Genomic DNA, 17,191 nt, shown 5'->3' with positions numbered 1-17,191 from the left:
AATTAGTTCTGTTTAAGAAATGAAGTGAAAAATTGAAAATCGAATTATGTTTCTATCATAATAATCCGTTCCGCTTTTTTGTTGCTGAAACCAATTCATATAACCCACTTCAAAAGCTAAATTTGGAGTAACTACATAATTTAAACCCAAATAAATCCGGTTTTGATCAAAGGTGTTTTTTACTATTTGATTTCCAATGTTTAACATTACTTCATCTTTTATTTTTAGTATAATTTTATCTGATTCATCAACTCTTAGCAATGGATAATCGAAACCCAATTGATATCGGAAACGGAAATTTGAAAAAGCATATCCCGAAGTCAATTCTCCATTTACTTGATTGTGAAAAAAGCGGGCTTCCAACTGATATTTGTGGTTCATTTTTAATAAACCAAAACGTTCAAAATTTACAAAACCAACACTTGGCCGAAGTTCTGGAACCATTAAATTTGATGCCGAATTTGGATCTTGTGGACTTTGTAAAAACAAAGTCATTCCTAGTAATGTCGACCAATTATTTACTAGTCTCCTTTCGATATTAGCTCTAAAAACCAATTGATGTTGCGCCACTGGATTAATAAAATGACGCTCTTGTATTTCTGAATGGAGTCTCCAATTTGGATTCAATTGCAAAGTATTGTAATAGCCATACCAAATTAACTTTTGATGTTGTGTCTTTTTCTGACCATAACTATTTTGAAAAAGTAGCACTGATAAAACCAATGCTACTTTTAAATGGTTTTTAATCTTTAAAAAAGGTTCTAAAAGCAAAATCTCCAAATGTTTCATCAATTGTTTTGTTAGCTATATAATTTGAAAACAAACTATCTACTTCTTCTAAAATTTGAGTTTCTGTTTGCTTTTCTTTGTATAAAAAATTCAATCTTTCTCCATATCTATCGCCTCCCAACATAAAATTATATTGTCCTGGTCCCGTTCCTATAAATCCAAGCTCTGCTACATAAGGACGACCACAACCGTTTGGACAACCTGTCATTCGTATTGAAATTTCATCCTCAGTTAAACCATGTTTTTCTAATAAAGGTTCAATTTTAGTCACTAATTCTGGCAAATAGCGTTGCGCTTCAGCTAAGGCTAACGGACAAGTTGGTAAAGCCACACAAGCCATCGAACTTTTTCGAAGTGCGCTTACTTGTTTTTCAATATCGTGAGCAACCAATAAAGCTTCAACTTTTGACTTATCTTCATCATTAATTTCTCCTAAAATTAAGTTTTGATTACCCGAAAAAATAAAGTTCGAAATCTTTAATTGAGCTAATTCATACAAGAATTGCTTTTGACAAGACTTCACTACTCCATGCTCTACAAACAATGTATAAAACCATTTACCTTGATGATTTTGTTCCCAACCGAAACGATCATTTCTTTCGGAAAATTTGAATGGTTGCGCTGGTAACAAATCAAATCCGATTCTGCTCTCTAATTCTTTTTTGAAACCCTCCGCCGTTAATTTATCGACAGTGTATTTTAGTCGAGACAATTTTCTATCCACACGGTTACCAAAATCTCGTTGTACTGTTAAAATCTCGTAAACCGCTTTCAGTGTTTTTTCTTCCGTATCGGTAAACCCAATAATACTTCCCAAGCGGGCATATGTATTCGGATTTCCATGTGTTGTAGCTAATCCTCCACCAATTGCAATATTGAATCCTTTCAATACATCATTTTCAATTACAGCAATTAATCCAATATCATTTGCAAAAACATCTACATCATTGCTAGGCGGAATAGCGATTGCGATTTTAAACTTTCGAGGTAAATATCTATCTTCATACAAAGGATCGGCTTCTGCAGAACGTTCATAAATTTTTTCACCATCGATAAAAACCTCATAATATGATTGCGTTTTTGGCAATAATAACGTCGAGATTTTATCTGCATATTCGTAAATCTGTTGATGTATTGGAGAAATTTGCGGATGCGAACTCACAATTACATTTCTGTTGACATCGCCACAAGCAGCAATTGAATCCAATTTTGCGGTATTGAAAGCTTGAATCGTTGGTCTTAATTGATGTTTTAACAATCCGTGTAATTGGACCGTTTGCCTTGTCGTAATTTTCAACGTTCCCGTTCCGAATTGTTCCGAAATTTCATGAGTGGCTAACCATTGTTCTGCTGAAATTACTCCGCCTGGAATTCTTAAACGAATCATAAATGAATACAATTTATCTAGTTTTTTGGCGGCTCTCTCTGCTCTTCGGTCACGGTCGTCTTGCACGTACATACCGTGAAACTTCACTAAAGTTTCGTCGTCTGGTCGGACATTTCCTGTATGATTGTCTAAATCGATACTTTCTTTTAAAGTTCCTCTAAGACCATCGCTTTTGGTCTTGATATATTCTACTGCTGATAATTTTTCGCTCATTTTATTTTGCTTTAGGCATTACGCATTAAGCTTTAGGCATATTGCTTACAGCTTATAGCATATTGCTATTTAATACACGTCTTTTTGATATTTTCCTTGATTTTCTAAGTCTTCTAAAATTTGTTTGGCTTGTTCTTCTGAGATATTTCTCTCTTGAGCAATTACGGCAACAATAGCTTGTTCCACATCTTGACTCATTGGATTTTTTTGACCGCAGATGTAAATGCTTGCTCCGTTTTCTAACCAAGAATTAAATTCTGTTGCTTTTTCACGAATTCTATCTTGCACGTAAATTTTACGTTCTTGGTCACGAGAAAAAGCGGTATCCAATTTGGTTAATACACCTGTGGTTAGCCATTCTTGAATTTCGGTTTGATAATAAAAATCGAGTACAAAATGTTGTTCTCCAAAAAACAACCAGTTTTTCCCTTCGGCGCCAGTGACATCTCTTTCTGCTAAGAAGCTTCTGAAAGGTGCGATTCCAGTTCCTGGTCCAATCATAATAATATCCGTTTCTTCACTTGGCAGTCGGAAATTTTGATTTTTATGAATGTAGAATTCTAGTGATTCATCTATAGGAAAATCGGCTAAAAACTCTGATGCTAAACCTGATTTTATTCCCTCATCTACTTTAAATTTATTCAGATTTACAGTCAAATGTACTTGTCCGTCATGCGCTTCCGAAGACGAAGAAATGGAATACAATCTTGGTGCAATTGGCAAAAGCAAAGCAATTACTTCTTCTAATTTTACTTTTTTAGGTTGGTATTTATGAATTACATCTAACAAATTAGCTTTCTCTTCATTGATTTCAATTTCAAACAACTTTGAAAAAGCTTCTAGTGATTTTTTAGACAAACCTCGAATATTTTTATCCGCAAGAATTGAATAATTTTCTTCATTAAAATACGTTGCAATTGCTTTGATTTCTTCTTCTTTATTTTTCGGAACAATTCCCAAAGCATCGCCAGGTTCATAACTAATTTCGTCATCCGATTCAATTTCAATATGAAAGGTTTCTTTGTTAGAACCTATATCATTCAATACTATCTTATGACTGATTTTTCCTAAATAATTTTTCTTACCAGAAGCAACTATTGAACTTGTTGGTTTGACTTCATTCGTAACATTTGAACCAAAATTTTGAATCACTTTTTGTAATTCTGATTCCCAAATTGAAACCGTTTCAGCAAAATCAACATCTGCTTTTACCAAGGGTAATAAACGATTTGCTCCTTTTTCTGTTAAAGCTTCATCTAACAAAACCCCTGCATTACAAAATAGCGGATAAGAAGAATCTCCAAGTCCTAAAACAGCGAAAGAAACTTTGCTTAAATTCGCATTTGTAGCTTTTAAATTCTCATAAAACGCAACGGCATTCTGAGGAAATTCGCCTTCACCTTGCGTACTCATCACAAACAACACAAGAGTTTCTTTCTCAAGTTTGTTAATATCAAATTGGAACACATCAATCGCTTTAGCTTGAATTTTATTCTTTTTGAAATTCGCTAATAAACTAGAAGCTACTTTTTTAGAATTTCCTGTTTCAGTCCCATAAATAATTAATGGCTTTACAGCAACTGCAATTGGGTTTTCAATAGTTGGAACCGCATTTTTAATCAGATTTTTATCTAAAAACCCAGCTAAATAGCCTTTTGTCCAAATAATTTCTTCTGTTGATGCACTTTGCACCAATTGTTGTAATAGTGATAGTTTAGTTTCAGATAGCATTTTGGTAAATATTTTTATGATTATCGAAATAGGATTCAGATGAATTTTTCTCGGTAAACCAAGCAAAATCAGGATGCAAATTCACTACTTTACCGATGATTAATAAAGTGGGAACATATTCGAATTCTGGTAAAGATTTACTTTGTATTTCTTCAAAAGAAAACACACTTGTTTTTTGATTTGGAGTTGTTGCTTGTTGCACTACAGCAATTCCTTTGGATGTATCAATTCCGAAATTTAAAAGCTGTTTTGTCAGCACATCTAATCGTTGACCGCTCATATAAAAGACCAAAGTATCTTCAGTTGTAGCCCAATCTTGCCATTGATTTTGATTCACAGCGTTTAAATCATACAAGGTTAAAAAACGTACTCCTCTTGAATATTCTCTAGCCGTTAATGGAATTCCTGTATAAGAAGCTGCACCAAAAGCAGCAGAAATTCCTGGGATAATTTCATACGGAATATTATTGCTTTTCACTGCATGTAATTCATCTAATACATTAGAAAAGAGAGTAGCATCACCTCCTTTTAACCTTAACACTAGTTTATCTTGCAATGCAAACTCAACAATAAGTTCGTTAATATCTTTTTGAGGTGTCCAAATTCCTTTTGAACATTGTTTGCCAACATAAATTACTTCAGCATCTTTACGCGCATACTCTTCAATTAATTCAGGCGAAACCAATCTATCGGTTAAAACTACATCTGCTGTTTGCAAATATTTTAGTGCTTTCAGACTTATTAAATCGGGGTCACCAGGACCTGCTCCTGCTAAAATCACCTTTCCTTTTTTTGCTATTTGTATCATTATATTTTTTTGAAATTAGGCATAGAAATGGCTGCTCCGCGTATAAATCGGAGTAAAATCTCTACAATAAATTACTGATTTTTAGAACAATCCTTCTATGGAAAGATATCGTTCTCCGGTATCGTAATTAAAGGTTAACACTACAGCATCATCAGGTAATGAGGCTACTTTTTTTGCTACTGCTGCCAGAGATGCTCCTGTGGAAATTCCTACTAAAATTCCTTCTTGTTTGGCAATATTTCTGGTGTACTCGAAGGCTTCATCTTTTGAAACTTGAATCACCTCATCGATTAAATTTCCGTGATAATTTTCGGGAATAAAACCAGCGCCAATTCCTTGAAGCGGATGTGGTGAAGGACTTCCTCCACTCAAAACCGGTGATAATTCTGGCTCCACTGCAATTACTTTTACATTTGGAAATTTAGCCTTAACAACTGCAGCTACTCCAGAAATATGTCCACCAGTTCCTACACCAGTAATAATATAATCTAATCCATTTGGAAAATCAGCTAAAATTTCTTGAGCAGTTGTTTTTTGATGCACTTCAACATTTGTTGGATTTTTAAACTGTGAAGGCGACCATGCATTTGGTGTTTGAGAAACTAATTCCGCGGCTCTTTCAATAGCTCCTTTCATACCTTTTTCTCTTGGCGTTAAATCAAATTCGGCACCGTAAATTTCCATTAATTTTCTACGTTCCACACTCATCGATTCTGGCATTACTAAAATTACTTTATAGCCTTTCACAGCTGCTACAAGCGCCAATCCAATTCCGGTGTTTCCAGAAGTTGGTTCAATAATCACGCTGTTTGAATTTAGTAATCCTTTTGCTTCGGCATCTTCAATCATTGCTAATGCAATTCTATCTTTTATACTGTTTCCTGGATTCGTTCTTTCTAATTTTATAAATACATTTTTATTAGCTCCGAAAAGCTTATTTATTTTTACAACTGGCGTATTTCCAATGGTTTCTAAGATATTATTTACTTTCATCTTACTAAGTTTTATTTTTTTTAAATACTAAAATCGATAATGTTGTTGTACTCTATTTTTGTTTTCACGATGATTTCGCTTTTATGATACACTAGCGATTGTGCAGGAATGGATTCGGTTATCCATACATTTCCGCCAATTATGGCTCCTTTTCCAATGGTTGTATTTCCTCCTAAAATTGTGGCATTGGCATAAATTATTACATCATCTTCAATCGTAGGATGTCTTTTTTCTTTTGCTTTCTTTTTACTAACACTTAATGCTCCAAGTGTTACACCTTGATAAATTTTAACATTGCTTCCTATTTTTGCTGTCTCACCAATTACAATTCCAGTACCATGATCGATAAAGAAACGCTTTCCTATATTAGCTCCAGGATGAATATCAATACCTGTTTTACTATGTGCCAATTCTGAAAGAACTCTTGGCAAAATATTCACTTTATGCACCCATAAATTATTTGCAATTCGATAAACGAAAATGGCAAAAAAACCAGGATAAGCTAGAAGCACTTCGGCTCTTGATTTTGCAGCTGGATCAAAATCTAAAATAGCTTCTAAATCGGACAACAAATCGGAATGAATTGCAACTAAACTCTCGAAAAATCTATTTGTAAAATCTATTTCCGAAACAACTTCTGATTGCTTTAACAATGTTTGTAACTCATTTCTTAAAATCAATTCCTTTTCTTGAAACGAATCATAGTCCAAACATTCTTCTTGAGTGCAAAACAACCATGCAAATAGATTTTCCAACCAATTTTCTGCTTTGGTTTTATCAAGAAAGTTTCGCTTTTCTTTTAAATTTCTTTGGAATAACAGTTCGCTATTGAAATTGGATTGATTCATATTCTTTTTAATTTTCTAAAAACATTAAAGCGCCCACCGTATTAAATGTGGTTTCATCAATTAGAATAGCATTTCCAGATTTTGCATTTTTATCAAAAGCATCAAAAAACAAGGGTTGATTAGTTTTTAAAGTTATCTGAGCAATATCGTTTAATTTGATTTCTTCTGTTGGTGTGAATTGCCATTCATTAATATTCCATTTTTGATTAATCGATTGAATTTTTACTCTTACATTTTTAAATCGATGCTGTAGCAAATAGGTTTTCCCTAATTGAAGTTGGGCATTATCTAACCAAGAAATCCAAGTATTAATTTGATTGGCTTCTGTTGGTAATTGATTTGATAGTACAATTGTATCACCTCGGCTGACATCAATATTATTCTCAAAATGCAACACCACGTTATCTCCTGCTTTTGCTACATCGATTGTTTTTAAATTGTTTTCGATTTTTACAATTTTAGTTGTTATTCTTGCGGGTAAAATGGTTATCTCATCACCTACTTTGTAACTTCCGCTTAAAACTAAACCAGCATAACCTCGATAATCGTGATTTACTTCATCTTTTGGACGAATGACCCATTGCACCTGAAAACGAGATTCTAGATTTAATGTGGTTTCAACTTCTATATCTTCTAATGTTTCTAACAATGCTTTTCCTTGGTACCAAGACGTATTTTCAGATTTTGTTACGATATTATCCCCAACCAAAGCACTCACTGGTATATAGCTAATTTCGTTATAATTTAATTTTGATTTAATAGTTTCAAAATCAGCTTTAATTTGATTGAAAACCGCTTCAGAGTAGTTTAGTAAATCAATTTTATTCACTGCAATAATTACTTTCTTAAGTCCCATTAACGAGCCAATACTTGCATGTCGCTTGGTTTGTTCTGTAATCCCTTTTCTGGCATCAACAAGAATAATAATCAAATCAGAATTGGAAGCGCCCGTAATCATATTTCTCGTGTATTGTTCATGTCCTGGAGCATCCGCTATAATGAATTTTCTCTTTTTAGTAGAAAAGTATTTGTAAGCCACGTCAATTGTAATCCCTTGTTCACGTTCGGCACGAAGTCCATCGGTAATTAATGACAAATCGATAGCAACACCTTCTTGTTTCGTTTGTTTTTGTAAAACCCCTAATTGATCCGTATGAATACTATCAGAATCATATAAAAGACGCCCAATCAAAGTACTTTTGCCATCGTCTACATTTCCTGCTGTTATAAATCTTAATGTGTTCATGTGTTTTTTGTTTCAAGTTTAAAAATATCCTTGTTTTTTTCTGTCTTCCATGGCTGCTTCTGAGAGTTGATCATCTAAACGAGTTTGTCCTCTTTCACTTATTCTAGTTTGAATAATATCATCAATAATGTCTTGAATAGTTGCTGCTTCAGAAGGAACTGCTGCCGTACATGTCATATCACCAACCGTTCTGTATCGTACTTTTTCAATCACCACCTCATCATCTTCTAAAGGTTGAATAAATTTGGATGTTGCTACCAATTTATCTTGATGAACAATACATTCTCTATCATGTGCAAAGTATAGACTTGGTAATTCAATGTTATATTTTTGAATGTAATTCCAAACATCTAATTCGGTCCAATTACTTATTGGAAAAACCCGAACATTATGTCCTTTTTGCACTTTTCCGTTTAAAATATCCCATAATTCGGGGCGCTGTAATTTTGGATCCCATTGTCCAAAATCATCCCTAACCGAAAAAATACGTTCTTTGGCTCTTGCTTTTTCTTCATCTCTTCTTGCACCACCAATACATGCATCAAATTGATTTTCTTCAATGGCATCCAAAAGAGCATAGGTTTGTAATGCATTTCTCGATGGAAAACGACCTGCCGTTTCTTGCAAATTGTATTTTTTAATACTATCTTCTACCGAAGCAACAATTAGTTTTTCACCAATTTTATTAGCTAAGTAATCTCTAAATTCAATTGCTTCAGGAAAATTATGTCCGGTATCAATATGCACTAAAGGAAACGGAAATTTTCCTGGTCGAAATGCTTTTAATGCTAAGTGCACCAAAACAATGGAATCTTTACCTCCGGAAAATAGTAATGCTGGTTTTTCAAATTGCGCTGCAGTTTCTCTAAGGATATAAATCGCTTCGTTTTCTAATTGTTCTAAATATTGATTTGTTATTGCCATTTTATTTCTTTTTCGGTTAGTAATTTATCTGTGTAAGCCGCATTCTTTTTTTGTTTTATCTTCCCACCACCAACGTCCTGCTCTAAAATCTTCCCCTGGTTTTAACGCTCTGGTACAAGGAGCACAACCAATACTTACAAAGTTTTCATCGTGAAGCGTGTTGTATGGAACTCCAAATTTTTTTAAATACGTTACCACATCTTCTGTTGACCAATTGAGTAATGGATTATATTTGTACAACTGCCTTTCTTCATCCCATTCTATTTTTTTTAAAGTATTTCTATTTTCCGATTGTTCTGCACGTAAACCTGTGATCCAAATCTTAGCGCCTTTTAAAGCTCTTCCCAACGGCGCTACTTTTCTAATAAAACAACACTCTTTTCTTAATTCTATAGTATTATAAAAGGCATTAATTCCATTTTCATTTACGTAGTTTTCTACTTTTTCAGTATTGGGATAATAGGCTTTTATTTTTTTATTATATTGAAGTAATGTTTTATCCCAAACCGCATAGGTTTCCGCAAAAAATCGTCCCGTGTCTAATGTAAATACTTCTATATTGTTTAAATTTTGAGAAAAAATTTCATGCGATATTACTTGATCTTCTATCCCAAAACTGGTCGAAAAAACTATCTTTTCATTAAAATTGTTAGCTAAAAAATCAAGTTCAAGCTCTAGATTATTAGTGGTTTCTAAAAACTGTATAAGCTTTGTATTCATAAATTTATTTTGAGATTAGACATAAAAAAACCTCTGCTTTCGACAGAGGTTATATTGAATTAATTTACTTTTAAAATTATGCAATAGGTTTCCTCTGCGGATTATTCCACATCATCATACACATATTGCACATTGTAAAGTTCATTTTCTATTTCTTTTAATTTGACAGGGCAAAATTAGATTTATTTTCTACAATAAAAAAATAAATAGATTATTTTTCTAAATTTTGTTGTTTAAATTAAATAAAATGGATTTATTTTCATTAAAAATGAATTATTAATGGAAAAATAATCTATAAAAAAGACGGTTTCATAATTCTTCAATTAATAAACTATAAAAAAAAGTGAACAACTATTTGGAATTCAATTTCATTTCATACATTTGCAAACGAAAACAAAGAGGAAAAATTTGAACTGATTGCAACCTCATTAAAAAAATGCTAAAGCAGTATTACTACTCCTTTACGCAATCTCTGCAATTATTTTTCCTCGCTAAATTTTAAAAAATAATTTATTATGGCTTATTTATTTACGTCAGAATCAGTGAGTGAAGGACATCCTGACAAAGTTGCGGATCAAATTTCAGACGCATTAATTGATAACTTTTTAGCATTTGACCCTGAGTCAAAAGTAGCTTGTGAAACTTTAGTTACAACAGGTCAGGTAATTTTAGCTGGAGAAGTAAAATCAAACACTTATTTAGATGTACAAACTATCGCAAGAGATGTAATCAAGAAAATTGGTTATACGAAAAGCGAATATATGTTCGAAGCAAATTCTTGTGGTGTTCTATCTGCAATTCACGAACAATCTGCCGATATTAACCAAGGAGTTGACAGAGCAAGTAAAGAAGAGCAAGGAGCAGGTGACCAAGGAATGATGTTTGGTTACGCAACAAACGAAACTGCTGAATTCATGCCGTTAGCATTGAAATTGTCTCATCAACTATTACAAGATTTAGCGGATTTAAGAAGAGAGAACAAAGAAATCACATACTTACGTCCAGACGCTAAATCTCAAGTTACTTTAGAATATTCTGATGATAACAAACCAGTCCGTATTGATGCTATTGTAGTTTCAACTCAACACGATGATTTTGCTGATGAACCAACGATGTTAGCGAAAATCAAAAAAGACATAATTGAAATTTTGATTCCAAGAGTAATCGCTAAAAATCCTCAATATGCTCATTTATTTAATGATGCTATCAAATACCACATTAACCCAACAGGAAAATTCGTAATTGGAGGACCTCACGGAGATACTGGCTTAACAGGTAGAAAAATTATTGTAGACACTTACGGTGGAAAAGGTGCTCACGGTGGTGGTGCTTTCTCTGGAAAAGACCCATCTAAAGTAGACCGTTCTGCTGCATATGCTACACGTCATATTGCTAAAAATTTAGTAGCTGCAGGTGTTGCTGACGAAATTTTAGTACAAGTTTCTTATGCGATTGGAGTTGCTGAGCCAACATCTATCAACGTAAACACTTACGGAACTGCAAAAGTAAGCTTAACTGATGGAGAAATCAGCAAAGTAGTAGAAAGCATTTTTGATATGCGTCCTTACTTTATTGAACAGCGTTTAAAATTAAGAAATCCAATCTACAGCGAAACAGCTGCTTACGGACATATGGGAAGAACCCCAGAAACTGTAACCAAAACGTTTTCTGCTCCAGGAGGCTTAACAAAAACTGTTTCTGTTGAGTTATTTACTTGGGAAAAATTAGATTTCGTAGACAAAGTAAAAGCAGCTTTTAAATTATAAGCGAGTAACAAATAATAAAAAAGGCTTCAGAGATTATCTGAAGCCTTTCTTTTTGTAAAAAAAATATCAAAATTACTACAAACTATATTGTAGTGAAAATATGATGTATCTCGGCTGAACAAAATATTGAGAAGAATTAAAACTTACTACATTAAAACTATCTCTGTTTATCGATTTTGTATTTAACAAGTTTGTTCCGCTAATTCTATATTCTAATTTCGAATCTTTTTTTCTGTAGTTAATACTTGCCGTTAACAAATCAAAAGTATTATTAATGTTTCCATCTCTCGATCTGAAATCATTATAAGTATAAGTTGATGTCAACGCTAAACCTTCAATAATTCTATAATCTAAAGTTACTGATGGACTATGCGTTGTAAAAACTGCACCTGGATTTTCATTAACATTAATTCCGTAAGCCGCTTCTAAATTAGGCAATTTTTGAAATTGAGTTCCTAAACTCACACGGTAAAATTGATTCCAGTTTTCGATACTTCTAGAAAAATCAACTGCCGGATTTGTTGGATCTGCTGGATTAACAAATAACTGATTGTTTTTCGACCAAGTAATATTAGTTACAGCGCTTGCTTTATAGAATTTTTTAAATGAACGTTGGTACGAAAAAGTTCCTGAAACCGATTCATTTGTAAAATTAGCATTTACTCTATCGCTAATTTGGCTAATTCCGTTGAAAAATGAACGATTAACCACAGGATCTTTAGTCGATGTATAATTCAAAAATGCAAAAATCGTTGTGTAATTAAACAAATTATATTTTGAGTAACGTAAATTATGATTTTGTTGCAATGCATTATCAATGAAACGATTACCCGAACTTAAGGAGTTGAAATTATTTAAAGTAAAACCGTCAACCAATGTATTAACATCGTTAAAAAAGTTACTCATTCTGTAATTATATGTCAACGACTCTGATTTCTTGATATCCCATTGCGCAAATACATCTGGCAAAACTCTGAAGAAATCATCTCGAACTCTTGAGTTCAATTGATCATTGTAAATATTAAATTGGTGAAAATTCACACCTGGATTAAAAGTAAAATTTTTACCAATAATAAATTTATAATGCATTCCTAAATAAGCATCATTAAAACTATACTTCACATCGTTATCAAAAATTAAATCCCCATTATCAGGTAATTGAAAAAGTGAACCATTATCTAACAATTGGAAAATTGACGAATTATAACCTTGATATGAATTTGTATTTCCTAAAGTAATATTTAAAATACTTTTATTATTGATGGTATAATAATAATCTGCTTTGGCATCAACTTTATTTGTTTTTACAAAACGCTCTTGGCGAATATCATAACGACTTTGACCTGATTGAAATCCGATTCCTGGGAATGGATCTTCAAGTAAGCTAGGATTGTAAAACGGATCCTCATCTTGATATAAATGTTGGACTTCTAAAACAAATGTGTTTTTCTCGTTTTTTGTCCAAAACATATTTAAACTTTGTTGAAAAGAAACTGGATCTTGATCTTTAAAAGAAATAATATTATTTGTTCTATCAACATTTCCTGAATTAGAAAAGATAGTAGATTGTGAATTTACTATATTATCTTCCGATTGACTTGAACGACGAAATGTTGCATCATAATCTAATTGAAAATCTGCACTTTTTTTGTATTTCGAACCTAATTTAAAAACCACCAAATTATCTCTTAAACTAGATACATCAGAACGATCTTCAATGGTTTGCAACTCTGATGAATTAGGTTGAAAAATTCCAAAATTAGATTTAGTATTCGTTAGAGTTTTGTTAGAAGAAATCACTCCAAATCCACTAAGATTCCATTTATCTGTAACTTGCTGGGTTAAATTTAAAGCGCCAAACTTTGTATCAAGTTCTAAAGCTCTATCATTTTGAGTGGTTGATATACCTAAGTTATTATTCGAAATTCCGATGTTTGTTCCACTTCTAGCAATTGTATTTCTTGCTCCACCAGTCAAACGAAAGAAATCGCGAATAGAAAAAGGAACTTCTCCAATATTATTGAAATTTGAAATTACATTAGCAGTAGTTTTTGGGCTGTAATAAAATATTTTCGGATTGATTACGTAACGTTCATCTGGTCCGCCACCAACTAAAATATCACCGAACCAAAACTTGTCTTTACCTTTCTTTAGCTTGATATTTAATGCAATATTTTCTTCATTGTTTTCCAAACCTTTTAATTGAGAAACTTCATTGAAATTTCTCAACACTTGCACTTTATCAACAGCATCTGACGGAATGTTTTTTGAACCAATTTTAGTATCGCCTTCAAAAAACTTCTTACCTTCCACTAATAATTGGGTTACTTTTCTCCCTTCAACTTCAATTTCACCATCTTCATTTACTTGAACTCCTGGCAGTTTTTTTAATACATCTTCCAGTTTTCTTTCGGTTCCGGTTTTAAATGAATCAGCATTATAAATTATAGTATCACCACTTATTGAAACTGGCATTTCCTGAACGATTTCTACATCATTTAAAAGCACTCCTCCTTCTTTTAAAGTAATTACTTTTCGAATATTTTCAGTAGTCGTTGTAAATTCTTGATTAAAAGCTTGAAAACCTATAAAACTAACTTTTAATTGATAGGTAGTATTTGATTTGATACTAATTTGAAATTTCCCTTGTTCATTTGAAATCGCATAACCATCCATGGCTTTTGTAGCTTGGTTTACCACCATAATGTTAGCCATTTCTAACGGATTTCCTAGTGTATCTTGAACAATTCCTTCTATTTTAATGTTTTGAGAATAACCAAAGCTAAATGTCAAAATCGACAATACAAAAATTAATTTTTTTATCATTTTATTTATCTAAAATTAATGCCAATTAACGACCCATTCTGAAATTTCCTCCACCTTGACGTCCCATTTCTCTCCATTCTTCCATTTTCTCAGCTACAATTTTGTCGTACTCAGATTGTGTAACTAATTTTCCTTTTTTTGGCGCTTTGATTTCTTTTTTCTCTTTAGGATTAATCACAATTTTAGAACATAAAATTACCGTTTTCCCATCACTTACCTCTAAAATCAAACCTGGTAAACCCCAATAATTTTCTGGCCCTTGATTAATAGGAATATCTGGTGTATACCATGCCGTTACCACAATTTCTTTAGGAACTTCCCATTGGTCCATAAAATTGGTATTACGATCTTGTTTCTTTTCTTCAGTTTTAGTTTCTTCTTGTTTTACTTCTTCTTTCTTTTCATCTTCTTTTTTTCTTCGGAAATTTCTAAAATCAGACTGACTTACAGGTCGCACAGCAGTTGCCTTGAAACACATGTAATTACCAATTTGCTTTGTCTCTCCGGAAAGTTTCCAATCTAACTTTGGTAAAGAATCTTGAACTAAGAACTCTTTTCCAGCAAATTCCTTATCAACACTAAATATTTTCTCCTTCACATTCTTATAATGTGTTCCTCCGCCTCCCATCATAGAAGACATCATTCTAAAACCACCTTGTTGGCCAGCCGCTTCAATTTTTTCTTCCTCAACATAAGTGGAAGCATTTTTATCAAAAGTCAATACAAATGTTTTTTCAAACATTGCTTTCATACGTTCTTCGATTTGTTTTTGCATTTCTGGCGTAATTTCTCTATTTCCTCTAAAATTAGAAGTCATATCTGAAGTACTTGTTTTAGATTCATAAACCGCCATTCCTTGGAAATTTTGTGCATTTATAAATCCAGAAACCATCAAAATTGAAACAAAAAATATTTTTTTCATGATTAAAGTTTATTTGAGTTAACTACAAGACTACTATTACATCGATTTGTTACACAATTTAACTGCTATTTTTGTGTTAAAGTAGTATCTTAGACCCTGATTTTCAAAATTCGTTTAACAATGACGGTAAAAAAAATACTATTTATTTTAATTATAAACTTCTTGTGCTTTTCTTTACAAAGTCAAGAAATTATTTCTGCTGTTAAACAAAGTGATACGAAATTAACATGCGATATTTTTTTAGGATTTGACAATCAAAAAAGTATTTATAGTTTAAAAAACAATATTCTATCAAAAAATAGTGATAGCACAATCTATCAATATAACAATCTAAGTTTAGGGAAAATCACAAGAGTAGACTTTCAAAATCCGCTTCAAATTGTTGTTTTTTATAAAAATTTCAACACTGTAGTCCTTTTAGACAATCAATTAAACGAAATCAAAAAAATAGATTTCAACTTAAAATCAACTCCGGTCACTTTAGAAGCTGTTGCATTGTCTTCCCAAAACCAAATTTGGATTTACGACAGTATTTCATCAAAAATTGGTTTATACAACGTAAATACAGATACTTTTAAATGGATTTCTACGATGCTTGAAAATCCGATATTACACTATGAATCCGATTACACGCATTTTTATTGGACCGATATTAATTTGAGTTTATATCGCATTTCTATTTATGGAACTATTGAAAAATTAGTAATTCTTCCAAAATTTGAAGCTATTCAACTAACAAAAAGCAACAATTTAATTTATCAAATAGAACATCAATTGTATTATTACGACTTAACTTCTAAGAGTAGCAGTAAAATAGCAATTGATGAAAAAATCATTTCAAAATTTTTCTTTAGAGATGGAATTTTGTCTATTTTTACCCAAAATGAAATTACTAATTACAAAATAATTTTACCATAATGCACATAGCAGTAGCAGGAAATATTGGAGCAGGAAAAACAACGTTAACTCGATTATTAGCCAAACATTTTAAATGGGAGCCACACTTTGAAGATGTGGTGGACAATCCGTATTTGGATGATTTTTACCACCAAATGGAGCGTTGGAGTTTTAACCTTCAAATTTATTTCTTAAACAGTCGTTTTCGTCAAGTATTGCAAATTCGTGAAAGTGGTAAAAACATTATTCAAGACCGAACCATTTATGAAGATGCACATATTTTTGCACCTAATCTTCATGCAATGGGATTAATGTCAAATAGAGATTTTAATAATTACACTTCACTTTTCGAATTGATGGAAAGTTTAGTAGGTTCGCCAGACTTATTGATTTATTTAAGAAGTTCGATTCCAAATTTAGTAAGCCAAATTCACAAAAGAGGAAGAGATTACGAAAACTCGATTTCGATTGATTATTTAAGTCGTCTAAACGAAAGATACGAAGCTTGGATTCAAACGTATGATAAAGGTAAATTAGTCATTATTGATGTAGATAATATTGATTTTGTTAACAATCCAGAAGATTTAGGAACCATCATTAATAGAATTGATGCCGAATTAAACGGATTATTTTAGTAATAATTAAACAACTAAACTATGAAAAGACAATCTAAACTAACAGTATTTCTCATACTCTTTTTTTTAACAATAAATTTCACAAAAGCTCAATCTACAATTAATGAGATTACAAATGAGTTCTTTAAAGTTTACGAAAAAAATCCTCAAAAAGCTGTTGATTACATTTTTAGTACAAATAATTGGATGTCGAAAGAAAAAAATTATGATGTTGAAAATGTTAAATCACAATTATCAAATTTCACAGGATTAGTTGGAGATTATCATGGTTACGAAAAAATTACCGAAAAAAGTTTAGGTGAAAGTTTAAAACTTGTAAGTTATATAATTAAGTATGATAGACAGCCCATTCGATTTACTTTTCTTTTTTACAAACCTAAAGACGTGTGGAAAATACAAAACTTCAAATTTGATGATAATTTAGATGCTGAAATTGAAGAATCAGCTAAAATAAATAATTTATAGAACGCCTCAACTAAGGCGTTT

General features: G+C 32.1%; 15 protein-coding genes. 4 read left to right on the top strand and 11 right to left on the bottom strand.

Features of this window, described 5'->3' with window-relative positions; all coding sequences use genetic code 11:
• Window positions 1-12: 12 nt before the first annotated feature.
• The 9 genes from AAEO58_RS04625 to AAEO58_RS04585 form a co-directional block, all read right to left on the bottom strand.
• The gene (locus AAEO58_RS04625; RefSeq protein WP_341682266.1) at window positions 13-789 is read right to left on the bottom strand and encodes a DUF2490 domain-containing protein; all 777 of its coding nucleotides are present in this window, start codon (window positions 787-789) and stop codon (window positions 13-15) included.
• Window positions 743-2,389 carry an NADPH-dependent assimilatory sulfite reductase hemoprotein subunit gene (locus AAEO58_RS04620; RefSeq protein ID WP_341682265.1) on the bottom strand — a complete coding sequence of 549 codons (1,647 nt, stop codon included), beginning with the start codon at window positions 2,387-2,389 and terminating at the stop codon, window positions 743-745. The genes AAEO58_RS04625 and AAEO58_RS04620 overlap by 47 nt, the downstream gene beginning before the upstream one ends.
• Window positions 2,390-2,458: 69 nt before the next feature.
• On the bottom strand, window positions 2,459-4,120 hold the full coding sequence (locus AAEO58_RS04615) for a diflavin oxidoreductase (RefSeq protein WP_341682263.1): 1,662 nt from the start codon (window positions 4,118-4,120) through the stop codon (window positions 2,459-2,461).
• Window positions 4,110-4,928: a uroporphyrinogen-III C-methyltransferase gene (gene cobA, locus AAEO58_RS04610; protein WP_341682261.1), complete on the bottom strand. Its 819-nt coding sequence runs from the start codon at window positions 4,926-4,928 to the stop codon at window positions 4,110-4,112. The genes AAEO58_RS04615 and cobA overlap by 11 nt, the downstream gene beginning before the upstream one ends.
• 81 nt (window positions 4,929-5,009) lie before the next feature.
• Window positions 5,010-5,921: a cysteine synthase A gene (gene cysK / locus AAEO58_RS04605; protein WP_341682260.1), complete on the bottom strand. Its 912-nt coding sequence runs from the start codon at window positions 5,919-5,921 to the stop codon at window positions 5,010-5,012.
• Window positions 5,922-5,941: 20 nt separating this feature from the next.
• On the bottom strand, window positions 5,942-6,769 hold the full coding sequence (epsC, locus tag AAEO58_RS04600) for a serine O-acetyltransferase EpsC (RefSeq protein WP_341682259.1): 828 nt from the start codon (window positions 6,767-6,769) through the stop codon (window positions 5,942-5,944).
• A gap of 7 nt (window positions 6,770-6,776) precedes the next feature.
• Window positions 6,777-8,015, bottom strand: a complete 1,239-nt coding sequence (locus tag AAEO58_RS04595; RefSeq protein WP_341682258.1) for a sulfate adenylyltransferase subunit 1 — start codon at window positions 8,013-8,015, stop codon at window positions 6,777-6,779.
• An 18-nt stretch (window positions 8,016-8,033) separates the two neighbouring features.
• On the bottom strand, window positions 8,034-8,939 hold the full coding sequence (gene cysD, locus AAEO58_RS04590) for a sulfate adenylyltransferase subunit CysD (protein WP_264368919.1): 906 nt from the start codon (window positions 8,937-8,939) through the stop codon (window positions 8,034-8,036).
• A 24-nt stretch (window positions 8,940-8,963) separates the two neighbouring features.
• Entirely contained in the window at window positions 8,964-9,659 is a 696-nt protein-coding gene (locus AAEO58_RS04585) for a phosphoadenylyl-sulfate reductase (RefSeq protein ID WP_341682254.1), read from the bottom strand.
• A gap of 515 nt (window positions 9,660-10,174) precedes the next feature.
• Between AAEO58_RS04585 and metK the strand changes: the two genes are divergently transcribed.
• Window positions 10,175-11,425: a methionine adenosyltransferase gene (metK, locus tag AAEO58_RS04580; RefSeq protein ID WP_341682252.1), complete on the top strand. Its 1,251-nt coding sequence runs from the start codon at window positions 10,175-10,177 to the stop codon at window positions 11,423-11,425.
• Window positions 11,426-11,500: 75 nt separating this feature from the next.
• Here the strand turns inward: metK and AAEO58_RS04575 are convergent, their stop codons facing one another.
• Both AAEO58_RS04575 and AAEO58_RS04570 read right to left on the bottom strand, forming a co-directional pair.
• The gene (locus tag AAEO58_RS04575) at window positions 11,501-14,251 is read right to left on the bottom strand and encodes a carboxypeptidase-like regulatory domain-containing protein (RefSeq protein ID WP_341682251.1); all 2,751 of its coding nucleotides are present in this window, start codon (window positions 14,249-14,251) and stop codon (window positions 11,501-11,503) included.
• Between the two features lie 25 nt (window positions 14,252-14,276).
• Window positions 14,277-15,173: a GLPGLI family protein gene (locus tag AAEO58_RS04570; protein WP_341682249.1), complete on the bottom strand. Its 897-nt coding sequence runs from the start codon at window positions 15,171-15,173 to the stop codon at window positions 14,277-14,279.
• Between the two features lie 120 nt (window positions 15,174-15,293).
• Here AAEO58_RS04570 and AAEO58_RS04565 point away from each other — a divergent pair, with 120 nt between their 5' ends.
• Genes AAEO58_RS04565 through AAEO58_RS04555 form a run of 3 tightly spaced genes read left to right on the top strand, consistent with a single transcriptional unit; the run spans window position 15,294 to window position 17,170 of the window.
• Complete coding sequence (locus tag AAEO58_RS04565; RefSeq protein WP_341682247.1) at window positions 15,294-16,091, top strand: hypothetical protein; 798 nt, start codon at window positions 15,294-15,296, stop codon at window positions 16,089-16,091.
• Window positions 16,091-16,705, top strand: a complete 615-nt coding sequence (locus AAEO58_RS04560) for a deoxynucleoside kinase (protein ID WP_324068210.1) — start codon at window positions 16,091-16,093, stop codon at window positions 16,703-16,705. The genes AAEO58_RS04565 and AAEO58_RS04560 overlap by 1 nt, the downstream gene beginning before the upstream one ends.
• A gap of 21 nt (window positions 16,706-16,726) precedes the next feature.
• A complete protein-coding gene (locus AAEO58_RS04555; RefSeq protein ID WP_341682244.1) occupies window positions 16,727-17,170 on the top strand; it encodes a hypothetical protein in 444 nt (147 codons plus the stop codon).
• Window positions 17,171-17,191: the final 21 nt, after the last annotated feature.

It is taken from the genome of Flavobacterium helocola (assembly GCF_038289885.1).
Classification (GTDB): Bacteria; Bacteroidota; Bacteroidia; order Flavobacteriales; family Flavobacteriaceae; genus Flavobacterium; species Flavobacterium cheniae.
Note: the sequence above shows the minus strand (reverse complement) of the source record. Positions and strands in the feature narration are given on the sequence as shown.

Excerpts from the sequence above, each read along its gene's own strand:
- AAEO58_RS04570 (WP_341682249.1), bottom strand. The coding sequence starts at position 15,173 with ATGAAAAAAATATTTTTTGTTTCAATTTTGATGGTTTCTGGATTTATA.
- AAEO58_RS04625 (WP_341682266.1), bottom strand. The coding sequence starts at position 789 with ATGAAACATTTGGAGATTTTGCTTTTAGAACCTTTTTTAAAGATTAAA.
- metK (WP_341682252.1), top strand. The coding sequence starts at position 10,175 with ATGGCTTATTTATTTACGTCAGAATCAGTGAGTGAAGGACATCCTGAC.
- cysD (WP_264368919.1), bottom strand. The coding sequence starts at position 8,939 with ATGGCAATAACAAATCAATATTTAGAACAATTAGAAAACGAAGCGATT.
- AAEO58_RS04575 (WP_341682251.1), bottom strand. The coding sequence starts at position 14,251 with ATGATAAAAAAATTAATTTTTGTATTGTCGATTTTGACATTTAGCTTT.
- AAEO58_RS04565 (WP_341682247.1), top strand. The coding sequence starts at position 15,294 with ATGACGGTAAAAAAAATACTATTTATTTTAATTATAAACTTCTTGTGC.
- AAEO58_RS04560 (WP_324068210.1), top strand. The coding sequence starts at position 16,091 with ATGCACATAGCAGTAGCAGGAAATATTGGAGCAGGAAAAACAACGTTA.
- epsC (WP_341682259.1), bottom strand. The coding sequence starts at position 6,769 with ATGAATCAATCCAATTTCAATAGCGAACTGTTATTCCAAAGAAATTTA.
- AAEO58_RS04620 (WP_341682265.1), bottom strand. The coding sequence starts at position 2,389 with ATGAGCGAAAAATTATCAGCAGTAGAATATATCAAGACCAAAAGCGAT.
- AAEO58_RS04615 (WP_341682263.1), bottom strand. The coding sequence starts at position 4,120 with ATGCTATCTGAAACTAAACTATCACTATTACAACAATTGGTGCAAAGT.
- AAEO58_RS04585 (WP_341682254.1), bottom strand. The coding sequence starts at position 9,659 with ATGAATACAAAGCTTATACAGTTTTTAGAAACCACTAATAATCTAGAG.
- AAEO58_RS04555 (WP_341682244.1), top strand. The coding sequence starts at position 16,727 with ATGAAAAGACAATCTAAACTAACAGTATTTCTCATACTCTTTTTTTTA.
- cobA (WP_341682261.1), bottom strand. The coding sequence starts at position 4,928 with ATGATACAAATAGCAAAAAAAGGAAAGGTGATTTTAGCAGGAGCAGGT.
- cysK (WP_341682260.1), bottom strand. The coding sequence starts at position 5,921 with ATGAAAGTAAATAATATCTTAGAAACCATTGGAAATACGCCAGTTGTA.
- AAEO58_RS04595 (WP_341682258.1), bottom strand. The coding sequence starts at position 8,015 with ATGAACACATTAAGATTTATAACAGCAGGAAATGTAGACGATGGCAAA.